Here is an 11922-nt window from a genome sequence, read left to right as displayed (position 1 = left end):
CTGCACGCTCATGGTCGTGGCCGGCATCCGGCGCAACCGCCCGGTCCGGCCGTCGGTCTGGTACTGCGTCGCGGCCGGCCTCGGGCTGTGGTCGACCGGCGACTTCGTGTTCGCCTCCCCGCGGGAGGCGTTGCGGGTCCTGGGCCGGCTGCGCGAGGTCACCCCGCAGGGTCAGATGTTCTCCGCCGGCCTGGTCCGCTGGGACGGGGTCGAGGCCGCCGACGAGGTCGTCGGCCGTGCCGACGAGGCGCTCCACCACGCAAAACACGGCGGCCGGGACCGTGTTCACCTGGCCGACGCGATCCCGACGACCAGGGACACCAGAATTCTCGCGTGAAGTTCGTGTCGGCGTTGTTGCAAGCTCTTGGCAACAACGCCGATTCGGCAATAAGCTGCTGTGCATGCCTGCGGTTGCCATGCACATCTCCAACGGGATCATCGACAACCAGATCGCGTTGCTCTTCGCCGCCATCGCCCTGGCGGGGCTCGGCCTGTGCTTCGTCCAGGGCCGCCGCGAGCTCGACGACCGCCTCGTGCCGATGGCCGGGCTGGTCGCGGCGTTCATCTTCGCCGTGCAGATGCTCAACTTCCAGATCCTGCCCGGGGTCAGCGGCCACCTGCTCGGCGGCACCCTCGCCGCCATCCTGGTCGGGCCCTACCTGGGCGCCATCTGCGTCTCGATCGTCCTCGTCGTGCAGGCGCTGATCTTCAGCGACGGCGGCGTCACCGCGCTCGGGCTGAACATCACCAACATGGCGCTGCTCGGCACCGCCGCCGGCTACCTGCTCGTGGCGACCCTGCTGCGGGTCCTGCCGCGCACGACCTGGGCGCTGACCGCGACCGCCGTCATCGCGTGCGTCGTGTCGGTGACCGTCGCCTCGCAGGGCTTCGTCCTGCAGTACTTCCTCGGCGGCGCCGTCGACATCGACCGCTCCCTCGGCGCGATCGCCGCGGTGATGGCCGGCTCGCACGCGCTGATCGGGCTCGGCGAGGGCGTCATCACCGCGCTCACCGTCACCTACGTGGCGAAGGTCCGCCCCGACCTGGTCTACGCGGTGCGCAACCTGCAACGTCCGGTCACCCGTGAGGCGGTCTCCGTATGAAACGCGGTATGAAGCGCAGCACCTGGTTCATCCTCAGCGGCCTGTTCGCGGCGCTGCTGCTCGCCGGCGTGGTCAGCAACTTCGCCTCCGGTCACCCCGACGGCCTGGACTCGGTCGCCCGTGAGGGCTGCACGTTCGACGCCGCCGGCAACATCACCGGCGGCACCTGCATGGCGCAGGGCGAGACCGGCAACCAGACCGAGGACAGCCCCCTCGCCGGATACGGGCTGCGCGGCGTCGGCAACGAGTTCCTGTCCACCGGCCTGTCCGGGGTGATCGGGGTCGTCGCCACCTTCGCGATCGGCGGCGGCGTCTTCTGGCTGCTGCGCGCCGGCACGAAGGACCGCAAGAAGCAGACCGCCTGACATGGGCGCCGGCCACAGCCACGCGCTGTACGTCCACCGGCACTCGCCGGTGCACGCCCTCGCGCCCGAGGTGAAGATCGCCGCCAGTGTCCTGTTCACGGTCGCGGTCGTGGCGACGCCGCGCGAGGAGCTGTGGGCGTTCGGCGGCTACCTCGCCGTCGTCGTGGTGGTGGCGTCCATCGCCCGGATCGGCCTGGGCCGACTGGCCCTGCGTTCCCTGATCGAGCTGCCGTTCATCCTGTTCGCGTTCGCGCTGCCGTTCCTCGGCCACGGCGAGCGGGTGCACTGGCTCGGCCTGAGCCTGTCCGTCGACGGACTCTACGGCCTGTGGAACATCCTGGCCAAGGGCACCCTCGGCGTGCTCTCCTCGCTGCTGCTCGCCGGCACCACCACGCCACGCGACCTGCTGCTCGGCCTCGACCGGCTGCGCTGCCCGACCATGATCACCCAGATCGCCACGTTCATGCTGCGCTACCTCGACGTGCTGTCCGCCGAGGGTCGCCGGATGCGGATCGCGCAGCGCTCCCGCGGCTACGACCCCCGCTTCCTGTGGCAGGTCAAGGGCTTCGCCAGCGGCGTCGGCGCCCTGTTCCTGCGCGCCTTCGAACGCGGCGAACGCGTCTACCTGGCGATGGTCTCCCGGGGGTACGAGGGGCGGATCCCCCTGGCGCTGTCGGGTGCCGGCGCGACCGCCGGGCAGTGGGCCGCCGCAGCCTCGGTGCCCGTCGTCGCCGGGGCGATCGCGACGGTAGCGTTACTCGGGTGACGCCATCCCTGCGGGTGACCGGCCTGCACTTCGCATACCCCGACGGGCACGTGGCGCTGCGCGGCGTCGACCTCACCGTGCCGCAGGGGGAGCGGGTCGCCCTGCTGGGGCCCAACGGTGCCGGCAAGACCACCTTCGTGCTGCACCTCAACGGCATCAACGCCGCCGGTGACGGCGGTGTCGAGGTCGGCGGTCTGACCGTCGACCCCCGCGACCGGGCCGGGCTGAAGGAGATCCGCCGCCGGGTCGGGATCGTCTTCCAGGACCCCGACGACCAGCTCTTCATGCCGACCGTCGCGGAGGACGTCGCGTTCGGCCCGGCCAACCTCGGCCTGCGCGGCGCCGAGCTCACCGAGCGGGTCGACGAGGCGCTCGCCGCCGTCGGGATGGGCTTCGCCCGGGACCGGGCGCCGCATCACCTGTCCTTCGGCCAGCGCCGCCGGGTCGCGGTCGCCACGGTCCTCGCCATGCGCCCCGAGATCCTGGTGCTGGACGAGCCGTCCTCCAACCTGGACCCCGCCTCCCGCCGGGAGCTCGCCGACATCCTGCGGTCGCTGCCGGTGACGCTGCTGATGGTGACGCACGACCTGCCGTACGCCCTCGAACTGTGCCCCCGCTCCGTCATCCTCGACGACGGGCGGATCGTCGCCGACGGACCCACCCGCGAGCTGCTCGCCGACGCCGACCTGCTCGAACGGCACCGGCTGGAGCTGCCGTTCGGGTATACCGTGACGGCATGACCGACTCCGCGCGGTGGACGCGCGTGGACGATGGGCGGTTCCAGGTCGACCTGCTCACCGCCGACTACCAGCGGCACGCGTTCACCCGGCACAGCCACTCGACGTTCGCCATCGGCGTGGTGGTCTGCGGGGTCGAGCAGTTCCACTACCGCGGCGCGCTGCACCGTGCGGGCGTCGGGAGCCTCGCGATCCTGGAGCCCGGCGAGCCGCACGACGGCCAGGCCGCCGACCCGTCCGGCTGGGCCTACCGGGTCTTCTACCCGCCCGCCGACCTGGTCTTCGAGGACGCCCGCAGCGTGCACTTCGCCGAGGCGATCGTCGAGGACCCCCGCACCGTGCACCTGGTGCGCTCGGCGCACGAGGCGCTGACGGCCGGCACCGACATGTTCGCGGCGCACTCGAAGCTGACCTGGGCGCTCGCCGCCGTCGTCCACCGGCACGGCTCGCGCCTGTCCGGCGTGTCCGGGTTGTCGGCGCGCGACGCGGCGGCGGTGCGCAAGGTCACCGAGATCCGCGACCGGCTCATGGCCGACCTGCGCGACGCGCCGAGCCTCCGCGAGCTCGCCGCCGGCGTCGACCTGTCCCCGTTCCACATGCTGCGCGTCTTCCGCGACGCGACCGGCTTCCCGCCGCACACCTGGCTCGTCCTGGAGCGGGTCTGCCGCGCCAGGGACCTCCTCGCCGCCGGCGTCGCCCCGGCCCAGGTCGCCAGCGGCGTCGGCTTCGCCGACCAGGCCCACCTCACCCGCTGGTTCAAGCGCGTGACAGGCGTCACCCCTGCCGCATTCCGCAACGCCGTTCAAGACCCGGTGCGCACCGCCGCGTGACGCTGTCGCCATGAGTCGTCGTGGATGGATCCTCTTCATCGCCATGTCCGTCGTGTGGGGCGTGCCGTACCTGCTGATCAAGGTCGCGGTCCGCGACATCGGCCCCGCCGAGCTCGTCTTCATCCGCACCGCCCTCGGCGCGCTCCTGTTGCTCCCGATCGCCCTGTACCGCAAGGAACTCCGCGCGTCGATGCGCCCGTGGCTGCCGCTGCTCGCCTACACCGTCGTCGAGGTCGGCGTGCCCTGGCTGCTGCTGTCGCACGCCGAGCAGCAGGTCGACAGCTCGCTCACCGGCCTGGTCATCGCCGGGGTCCCGCTCGTCGCCGCCCTCATCGCCCGTGAACGCCTCGCCGGCACCCGCGTCGCCGGACTCCTCACCGGGTTCGCCGGCGTCGGCCTGCTCGTCGGCTTCCACGGCGGCACCGGCGGCGCCGTCCCGCTCCTGGAACTGCTCGGCGTGGTGGTCTGCTACGCCGCCGGCCCCCTGATCATCGAACGCTGGCTGGCCGACGTCCCCCGCTACGGTGTCTCCGCCGCGTCCCTGATCGCCGGCGCGCTGCTGTTCGCCCCCGTCGCGGTGCCGAACCTGCCGTCCCTGGCCCGGACCGTGACCCTCGGCCCGGCCCTCGCCGCCGTCGCCCTCGCCGTCGTCTGCACCGCGCTCGCGTTCGTGCTGTTCTTCGCCCTGATCGCCGAGGTCGGCGGGGTGCGCGCCACGGTCATCACCTTCGTCAACCCGGCGGTCGCGGTCGTTCTCGGCGCCCTCGTCCTGCACGAGGAGATCACGCCGCTGACGGTGGGCGCGTTCGCGCTGATCCTCGCCGGCTCGTTCCTCGCCACCCGCCGCAAGGCCGGCACCGAGGCCGCCCCGGACCCCGAACCCGCCCCGGTCTCATGAGACGCCGGCGACGGGCCGTAACCGGCTGCAGACCGTCGTGTACCGCGTCCGCCGGCTGCTCGGCACGGCGTCAGACCCGGCGTAGCAGCTTGTGCTCCTCGACGACCGGCACCGACAGCGTCTTGTAGCCGACGTTGTCGAACAGGACCGTCATCTGCTCGCCCGCGTAGGACAGCACGACACCTTTGCCCCACTCGCCGTGCCGGACCTCGCAGTGGATCGGGAATGGCACGTCACCCGCGGCGTCGAGACCGGCCTGCGCGCTGCCGTCCAGGCAGTTGTCGCAGTGCCCGCAGGTGCCGTCGAGGTGCTCACCGAAGTACGCGAGCAGCGTCTGGCCGCGGCACAGCTCCGTCTCGGCGAAGTTGCGCATCATGTCCAGCCGGGACCGAGACACCGTCTGCTGCTTCTCGGCCTGCGCCTCGGCGAGCTCGGCCGACCGCGCCGGGGTCGGCGCCCACCGGGGTGCCTTGACCTTGCTGCCGTGCAGCAGCTGCGCGCCGCCGACCTCCTCCAGGAGGCTGAGCAGCTGGCCGAGCTTGCGGGCGCCCAGACCCGTGCGCTCCTCCAACTCGTCGCGGGTGATCGGGTCCGGCGCGACGGAACGCAGCAGCGCCGCGAGGGAGCTGACCTCCTCGCGGTCGACGGACACGTTGGTGAAGAACTTGCGCAGCCCGGTGTCCTCGGTGCGGTGTAGCAGCAGCACCTGCGCCGGCTGCCCGTCGCGACCGGCCCGGCCGATCTCCTGCAGGTAGGAGTCCGGCGAGTCCGGCAGCGCGATGTGGTTCACCCAGCGGATGTTGGGCTTGTCGATGCCCATCCCGAACGCGGTCGTCGCGACCATGATCTCGACCTCGTCGGCGAGGAACGCCTCATGGGCGCGTTCACGGTCGCCGGCGCTCATGCCACCGTGGTACGCGACGGCGGGCATGCCCTCCTTGACGAGCCGCTCGGCGAGCTCCTCGGTGGCGCGGCGGGTCGGCGCGTAGATGATGCCCGGCGGCGTCGTCTCCTTCAACCGGCCGAGCAGCCGCCTCCAACGGGTCTGCTCATCGGGGCAGTGCACCGACTCCAGGAACAGGTTCGGCCGGTCCAGGCCCGTCACGACGATCTCCGGATCGCGCATCCCGAGCCGCTCGACGATGTCGTCACGGACCGGCGGCGACGCCGTCGCGGTGAGCGCGACGATCGGTGGGCGGCCCAGCTCCCGGATGAACTGGCCCAGCTGCAGATAGTCGGGGCGGAAGTCGTGCCCCCACGCGGAGACGCAGTGCGCCTCGTCGACCGCGACCAGGCTCGGCTTCAGCGCCTTGATCTGCGCGACGCGGGCCGGGTCGGCGAACTGCTCAGGAGTCAGGAACACGAACTCGGCGTCACCGGCCCGCAGCGCCTCCAGGGCCTCCGCCCGCTCGGTCTTGCCCTCGGCGGAGGACAGCCGCACCGCCTGCAGCGACGCCTGGTTGCGGGCGGTCAGCGACGCGATCTGGTCCTGCTGCAGCGCCAGCAGCGGCGAGATGACGATCGTCGGGCCCGGCAGCAGCGGCGCAGGCACCTGGTAGATCGCGGACTTGCCCGCACCCGTCGGCAGGACGGCCAGGGCGTCGCGCCCCGCCATCAGCGCCTCCATGGCCTTGACCTGCTCGTCGCGCAGGCGATCCCAGCCGAAGCGTTCCTTCGCGATGCGCCGCAGGTCGTCCGTCATGCCGCTCTTACTACCATGGGTATGGCTGCCTTCTGGTAGGACGGGGGGTATGCCTATCGAAACGCAAGGCGTGGTGGCACTGGGCAAAGGCCAGCCCGTCAGCCTCGAAACCGTCATCGTCCCCGACCCCGGCCCCGGCGAGGCGGTGGTGGAGGTGCAGGCGTGCGGCGTCTGCCACACCGACCTGCACTACCGCGAGGGCGGCATCGGCGAGGACTTCCCCTACCTGCTCGGCCACGAGGCCGCGGGGATCGTCTCGGCCGTCGGGCCGGGCGTCACCGACGTCGCGCCCGGCGACTTCGTCGTGCTCAACTGGCGGGCCGTCTGCGGGCAATGCCGCGCCTGCCTGCGGGGACGCCCCTGGTACTGCTTCAACACCCACAACGCGAAACAGAAGATGACCCTCGCCGACGGCACCCCGCTGTCGCCGGCACTCGGCATCGGTGCGTTCCTCAAGTACACCCTCGTCGCCGCCGGGCAGTGCACGAAGGTCGACCCGCGGGCGTCGGCGAGCGTCGCGGGGCTGCTCGGCTGCGGGGTCATGGCCGGCCTCGGCGCCGCGCTCAACACCGGCAACGTCGGGCGCGGTGACACGGTCGCGGTCTTCGGCTGCGGCGGGGTCGGCGACGCCGCGATCGTCGGCGCGGTCCTCGCCGGCGCGAGCACCGTCATCGCCGTCGATGTCGACGTGCGCAAACTCGCGTGGGCGCAGGAGTTCGGCGCGACCCACGTCGTCAACTCGCGTGAGACCGACCCGGTCGAGGCGGTCCGGGCGCTGACCGGCGGCTTCGGTGCCGACGTCGTCATCGAGGCGGTCGGGCTGCCGCAGGTGTACGAGCAGGCCTTCTACGCACGTGACCTTGCCGGCACGGTGGTGCTCGTCGGCGTGCCCCGGCCCGACATGCAGCTGACCCTGCCGTTCCTGGAGGTGTTCGGCCGGGGCGGTTCGCTCAAGTCCAGCTGGTACGGCGACTGCCTGCCCTCGCGGGACTTCCCGATGCTGATCGACCTGTACCTGCAGGGCCGGCTGCCGCTGGACCGTTTCGTCAGCGCGACCGGCACCCTGTCCGACGTGGAGGCGGCGTTCCACGAGATGGAGGCGGGGTCGGTCCTGCGCACCGTCATCGTCATGTAACGCACTTATCGGGATGTACCGGTCACAGCCTTGTTGCCGATAGTCTCCCGATATATCGTCGAACTGTCGGCGACAGTCGCTGACAGTTCGACGACAGGAGAAGTGATCATGCGATCACCACGCGGAGCAATGCTCTTCGACGCCGGCGCCTGGCACCGTGGCTTCGGCGGTTTCATCCCTCCCTTCCCGCCCGGAGGCGGGCGCGGTGGCTGGGGACCCGGGCACGGCCGCGGCGGCCGGGGCGGCGGCTGGGGCGCCAAAGGCACGGGCCGGGGTGGACGCCCCAACGTGCGCCTCGCCGTCCTGGCGCTGCTCGCGGAGCGCCCGATGCACGGCTACGAGATGATCCAGGAGCTGGAGTCCCGCACCGGCGGCATCTGGCGGCCGAGCCCCGGTTCGATCTACCCGACGCTGCAGCTGCTGGAGGACGAGGGCCTCATCACCGCCGAGGAACAGGGCGGCCGCAAGCGCTTCGTCCTCACCGACACCGGCCGCCCCGAGGCCGAGGCCGCCGCACAGAACGCCCCCTGGCAGGAGTACGGCGACGAGAACGTCTCCCAGGCGCAGGAGTTCCGCGACGCCGCGGTCGGCATCATGGACGCCCTGCGTCAGGTCGGCTTCAACGGCACCGCGGAGCAGCGGACCCAGGCCCTGGAGGTCCTGACCGAGACGCGCCGCAAGCTGTACGCCATCCTCGCCGACTGATGTCCCGTCAGACGGCGGTTTCCACGTGGGTCAGGCCCGCCGCTCGCGCGGCGGCCTGCTTACCGAGCCCGCACTCCCGCACCAGTGCCGGTGCCGCGGTCAGCGGCGGGTGGCGTCCTCGTTGCGGTGGCCGAGCGCGGCCCACACCTCGCTGACCGTCTCGAACACCTCGTCCTCGGGGAGCCGCTCCAGCTCGGCGAGGACCTCGTCGGGCGCGTTGAGGTCGGTGGCGCCGGCCATCAGGTCGTCGCGGTCGCCCGGCAGGCTGGCCATGGGGATGTACCGACCGAGCCGGCTGCGGGCTTCGATCTCGTCGTGGGTGAGTTCAGGCTCCATGACACCGGCGATACCCGGGCATACCCCCACCAAACGAACGACACCCGATTGAGGTGGGACGAGGTTGGGTACCCGCATCGACATCCGCCCGATCCGCCGCACTCCGACCCCCCGGGTGTGCGGCCGGGCACTTCACCGGAGGTGAACACACGTGGCACGCATCGGGCAGCTGTTCGGCAAGCACAACGCCGACGTGGACCGCGACCGCGACGGCGTCGACGACCGCGTCGAGGACCGGACGCTCGACAACCGTGACCGGACGCTTGACAACCGCGTCGACCGTGACGGCGACGGGGTCGACGACCGCGTCGAGGACCGGACGCTGGACCAGCGCGTCGACCGTGACGGCGACGGCATCGACGACCGGATCGAGTCGAAGCGGCTCCGCACCGGCGACCGCACCCACCGCATCCCCGCCGTCGGCCCCCTGTCGGGTGTCACCGACACCGACACCGACCGGGACGGCATCGCCGACCGCCGGGAGACCCACACGACGACCATGAAGCCGGTCATCGACCGTGAGCAGGTCGCGCCCGCCTCCGACCTCGACGAGGTTCCGGTCGAGACGGGCCGCCCGGCCCGCGCGAGCCTGCTGTCCACGCTCGGCCTCGTCGTCGGCGTGGTCGCCGTCGCGACCGCCCTCACCGGCCTGCTCGCCACCTGGGCGCTGCCGCTCGGCGCGCTCGGCCTGCTGCTGTCCTTCGGCGGGATCATCGCCGGCGCCCGCCGGCACGTCGCCGGCCGCGGCACCGGCACGCTCGGCGTGCTGTTCAGCGGCACCGCGGTCGTCTTCGCCATCCTTGCCCTCACCGGCCAGGTCAGCTGGCTCGACAGCGACGTCGACCAGGTCGCCCGCCTCAACGAGTGGCTCGATGCGCAGTTCCCGTGGATGCGGGACTGGTAAGCGTTCGCGGACGCCGGCCGGCGCGATCGATCGATCGCCCCGGCCGGCGTTTTCGTGCGCCGTCGTGCTCCCGTTCGCCGTCCTCCTCAGGTGGCGGCGACCGTGGGAAGACCGTGCAGGATGCCGTTGCCGGCGTTGAGAACCTCGTTCAGGTCCTCGGCGGGCAGCGGCCGGGAGAAGTGGTACCCCTGCGCCTGTGGGCAGTCCAGCTCCCGCAGCCGCTCCGCCTGCTCCGGCGTCTCGACCGCCTCGGCGATCGACGACAGGCGCAGGCTGTTGCCGAGCTCGACGATCGCGCGGGTGAAGGCCATTTCCTCGGCCATCCCGCCCTCGGGCGTGAACGCCCGGTCGATCTTCAGGATGTCGACCGGCAGGTGCCGCAGGTACGCCAGGGACGAGTACCCGGTGCCGAAGTCGTCGACGGCGACCCGCACACCCTCCTCGCGCAGCGCCGACAGCAGGACCGTCACCTCGTCGTTCTCGGTGGAGGACGACACCAGGACCGTCTCGGTGATCTCCAGGATCAGGGCGCTGCCCGGCAGGTCGGCGCCCCGCAGCGCCGACAGGACGGTCTGCGCGAAGTCGGGCTCCCGCAGCTGGCGGCCGGAGACGTTGACGGTGACGGAGATGCCGAACCGGTCATGCCAGGAGCGGACGTCGCGGCATGCCTGCTGCAACACCCATGCACCGATCGGGACGATGAGGCCGTACTGCTCGGCGATGGGAATGAACTCCAGCGGCGGCACCGGGCGCCCGTCGGGGCTCCAGCGCAGCAGAGCCTCCACCGCCGTGACCCGGCCCGTGGACAGGTCCACCACCGGCTGGTAGTTGACCGTGAACTCGTCGTTCGCGACGGCGCGCCGCAGGTCCGACGCCAGGCGCATGTGCTCGTGCCGTTCGCTGGCCAGGCGGGGCTCGTAGGCGGCGAGCCGGTTCTTGCCGGCCGCCTTCGCCGCGTAGAGCGCCAGGTCCGCGTTGCGCAGCGCCTCCGCCGGCGTGGTCGGCGCGTGCACCAGCAGCGTCCCGACGCTGGTCGTGACGCTCAGCTCCCGGCCGCCGATCTGGTACGGCAGGGCGAGGGCGTCCACGACCGCCTGACCGACCGCGTTCACCCGCAGCACCGGCACGTCCTCCAGCAGGATGGCGAACTCGTCGCCGCCGAGCCGGACCAGGGTGTCGGCGGTGTCGACCTCGCCGAGCAGCCGCGCCGCGACCTCCATCAGCAGCGCGTCGCCGACCGGGTGGCCGAACGAGTCGTTGACGTCCTTGAACCCGTCCAGGTCCAGCAGCAGCAGGCCGTGCGCGGCGTTGGTGCGGGTCAGCGCGTGCTCCAGGCGCTCCTGCAGCAGCGCGCGGTTGCCCAGGCCGGTCAGCGCGTCGTGCAGCGCCCGGTGCGTCAGCTGCTGCCGCAGCGCCTCCTGCTCCCGCAGCGCCACGCCGAGGGCCAGGGCGTGCGCGTCGAGCTCCTCGACCCGCCGGTTGGCGAACTGGACGAGCTGGCTCAACCGGGCGATCAGCAGTACCGACGTGACGATCGACGTGGCAAGGGGCACGACCGCCCACGACCGCGACGGCAGCGGCGCCGTGACCAGCAGCATCGTGATCGCGGTGACCGGCCCGATCAGCGACAGCACCGAGTACAGGTAGATGCGGTGCCGCGGGATCACCTGCTGCGCGCGTTCGAGACGCCCGGCGGCCTCGGCCATCGTCGGGTGCAGCGCGCCGGTGCCCAGCAGGGCGTACGCGAACAGGTACATCGACGGGGAGACGCTGTCGCCCCTCGGGTCGCCGGTCCAGGCGAGGGACACGTAGTAGACGATGTCGCCGGTGATCAGCGTCGCCGCCGCCACGCAGATGAGCCGGTACGCGGTGTTGCGGACGCTGCTCGTGAACGCCATCCGGGTCGCCACCACGACCAGCAGGAGGTCGATCGCCGCGTACATCAGGTGGCTGGTCTTGTGCGGCGCGTCGAACCGGTCGCTGGACAGCATCGGATACACGATGAACGTCCAGCTCAGCGCCGCGACGCCGGACGCGACGATGCCGGAGTCGATGAGCCGCTCCCACCGTGGGCGGCGGGGATCCCGGCGTACCCAGCTGATCAGACCGCCGCCGAAGAACGGATATGCCGCCAGGAACAGGGCGTCCTTCACCGAGGGGAAGCCGACGGCACCGGTCAGCGTGTATTCGACCGCCCACGCGCCGGCACCGAGCACCGAGCAGGTGAGGCCGGCGCCGAACAGCCACCACGTGCGGCGGTCCGCGGGCCGGTGGCGGCGCACCCCGACGGACACCGCGACCACCGTCGACGCGCCGACCAGCGAGTACAGGATCTGGCGTGGGATGACCGGAAGGAACCCGCCGAGGATCACCGCGCCGAGTCCCAGTCCCGCATACCAACGCCATGCGGTCATCGGTCTCCTTGTCGCTGATTCGGCTGA

At 71.8% G+C, this 11922-nt stretch carries 13 protein-coding genes; 10 read left to right on the top strand and 3 right to left on the bottom strand.

Features of this window, described 5'->3' with window-relative positions:
• Positions 1 to 16 precede the first annotated feature (16 nt).
• The 7 genes from OHA72_RS61905 to OHA72_RS61875 all read left to right on the top strand — a co-directional run bounded on the left by OHA72_RS61905 (position 17) and on the right by OHA72_RS61875 (position 4699).
• Positions 17 to 337, top strand: a complete 321-nt coding sequence (locus OHA72_RS61905; RefSeq protein WP_327005356.1) for a hypothetical protein — start codon at positions 17 to 19, stop codon at positions 335 to 337.
• A 64-nt stretch (positions 338 to 401) separates the two neighbouring features.
• Positions 402 to 1103, top strand: a complete 702-nt coding sequence (locus OHA72_RS61900) for an energy-coupling factor ABC transporter permease (protein ID WP_327005355.1) — start codon at positions 402 to 404, stop codon at positions 1101 to 1103.
• An 8-nt stretch (positions 1104 to 1111) separates the two neighbouring features.
• The gene (locus OHA72_RS61895) at positions 1112 to 1468 is read left to right on the top strand and encodes a PDGLE domain-containing protein (RefSeq protein ID WP_327005354.1); all 357 of its coding nucleotides are present in this window, start codon (positions 1112 to 1114) and stop codon (positions 1466 to 1468) included.
• Position 1469: 1 nt separating this feature from the next.
• Positions 1470 to 2234 carry a cobalt ECF transporter T component CbiQ gene (cbiQ, locus tag OHA72_RS61890; RefSeq protein ID WP_327005353.1) on the top strand — a complete coding sequence of 255 codons (765 nt, stop codon included), beginning with the start codon at positions 1470 to 1472 and terminating at the stop codon, positions 2232 to 2234.
• Entirely contained in the window at positions 2231 to 2974 is a 744-nt protein-coding gene (locus tag OHA72_RS61885) for an energy-coupling factor ABC transporter ATP-binding protein (RefSeq protein WP_327005352.1), read from the top strand. Before cbiQ ends, OHA72_RS61885 begins: the two co-directional genes overlap by 4 nt.
• Positions 2971 to 3801, top strand: coding sequence for an AraC family transcriptional regulator (locus OHA72_RS61880; RefSeq protein WP_327005351.1), 831 nt, complete (start codon positions 2971 to 2973; stop codon positions 3799 to 3801). The genes OHA72_RS61885 and OHA72_RS61880 overlap by 4 nt, the downstream gene beginning before the upstream one ends.
• A gap of 10 nt (positions 3802 to 3811) precedes the next feature.
• Entirely contained in the window at positions 3812 to 4699 is an 888-nt protein-coding gene (locus OHA72_RS61875) for a DMT family transporter (RefSeq protein WP_327005350.1), read from the top strand.
• A gap of 70 nt (positions 4700 to 4769) precedes the next feature.
• On the opposite strand, the gene OHA72_RS61870 is transcribed toward OHA72_RS61875, so the two are convergent.
• Entirely contained in the window at positions 4770 to 6401 is a 1632-nt protein-coding gene (locus OHA72_RS61870) for a RecQ family ATP-dependent DNA helicase (RefSeq protein ID WP_327005349.1), read from the bottom strand.
• A gap of 49 nt (positions 6402 to 6450) precedes the next feature.
• Here OHA72_RS61870 and OHA72_RS61865 point away from each other — a divergent pair, with 49 nt between their 5' ends.
• Entirely contained in the window at positions 6451 to 7536 is a 1086-nt protein-coding gene (locus tag OHA72_RS61865) for an S-(hydroxymethyl)mycothiol dehydrogenase (RefSeq protein ID WP_327005348.1), read from the top strand.
• A 108-nt stretch (positions 7537 to 7644) separates the two neighbouring features.
• Positions 7645 to 8241: a PadR family transcriptional regulator gene (locus OHA72_RS61860; protein WP_327005347.1), complete on the top strand. Its 597-nt coding sequence runs from the start codon at positions 7645 to 7647 to the stop codon at positions 8239 to 8241.
• 99 nt (positions 8242 to 8340) lie between these two features.
• Here OHA72_RS61860 and OHA72_RS61855 read toward each other — a convergent pair whose 3' ends face one another.
• Positions 8341 to 8577, bottom strand: a complete 237-nt coding sequence (locus OHA72_RS61855) for a DUF2795 domain-containing protein (RefSeq protein WP_327005346.1) — start codon at positions 8575 to 8577, stop codon at positions 8341 to 8343.
• Between the two features lie 151 nt (positions 8578 to 8728).
• Here OHA72_RS61855 and OHA72_RS61850 point away from each other — a divergent pair, with 151 nt between their 5' ends.
• A complete protein-coding gene (locus OHA72_RS61850; RefSeq protein ID WP_327005345.1) occupies positions 8729 to 9481 on the top strand; it encodes a hypothetical protein in 753 nt (250 codons plus the stop codon).
• 86 nt (positions 9482 to 9567) lie between these two features.
• Here the strand turns inward: OHA72_RS61850 and OHA72_RS61845 are convergent, their stop codons facing one another.
• Complete coding sequence (locus OHA72_RS61845; protein WP_327005344.1) at positions 9568 to 11895, bottom strand: EAL domain-containing protein; 2328 nt, start codon at positions 11893 to 11895, stop codon at positions 9568 to 9570.
• Positions 11896 to 11922 lie beyond the last annotated feature (27 nt).

It is taken from the genome of Dactylosporangium sp. NBC_01737 (assembly GCF_035963215.1).
Taxonomy (GTDB): domain Bacteria; phylum Actinomycetota; class Actinomycetes; order Mycobacteriales; family Micromonosporaceae; genus Dactylosporangium.
The sequence above is the reverse complement of the archived record's forward strand: the minus strand, read 5'-3'. Positions and strand labels throughout refer to the sequence as shown.

Bases quoted from the DNA above. Each gene is read 5' to 3' on its own strand.
- OHA72_RS61860 (WP_327005347.1), top strand. From the start codon at position 7,645: ATGCGATCACCACGCGGAGCAATGCTCTTCGACGCCGGCGCCTGGCAC.
- OHA72_RS61900 (WP_327005355.1), top strand. From the start codon at position 402: ATGCCTGCGGTTGCCATGCACATCTCCAACGGGATCATCGACAACCAG.
- OHA72_RS61865 (WP_327005348.1), top strand. From the start codon at position 6,451: ATGCCTATCGAAACGCAAGGCGTGGTGGCACTGGGCAAAGGCCAGCCC.
- OHA72_RS61895 (WP_327005354.1), top strand. From the start codon at position 1,112: ATGAAGCGCAGCACCTGGTTCATCCTCAGCGGCCTGTTCGCGGCGCTG.
- OHA72_RS61875 (WP_327005350.1), top strand. From the start codon at position 3,812: ATGAGTCGTCGTGGATGGATCCTCTTCATCGCCATGTCCGTCGTGTGG.
- OHA72_RS61880 (WP_327005351.1), top strand. From the start codon at position 2,971: ATGACCGACTCCGCGCGGTGGACGCGCGTGGACGATGGGCGGTTCCAG.
- OHA72_RS61870 (WP_327005349.1), bottom strand. From the start codon at position 6,401: ATGACGGACGACCTGCGGCGCATCGCGAAGGAACGCTTCGGCTGGGAT.
- OHA72_RS61855 (WP_327005346.1), bottom strand. From the start codon at position 8,577: ATGGAGCCTGAACTCACCCACGACGAGATCGAAGCCCGCAGCCGGCTC.
- OHA72_RS61845 (WP_327005344.1), bottom strand. From the start codon at position 11,895: ATGACCGCATGGCGTTGGTATGCGGGACTGGGACTCGGCGCGGTGATC.
- cbiQ (WP_327005353.1), top strand. From the start codon at position 1,470: ATGGGCGCCGGCCACAGCCACGCGCTGTACGTCCACCGGCACTCGCCG.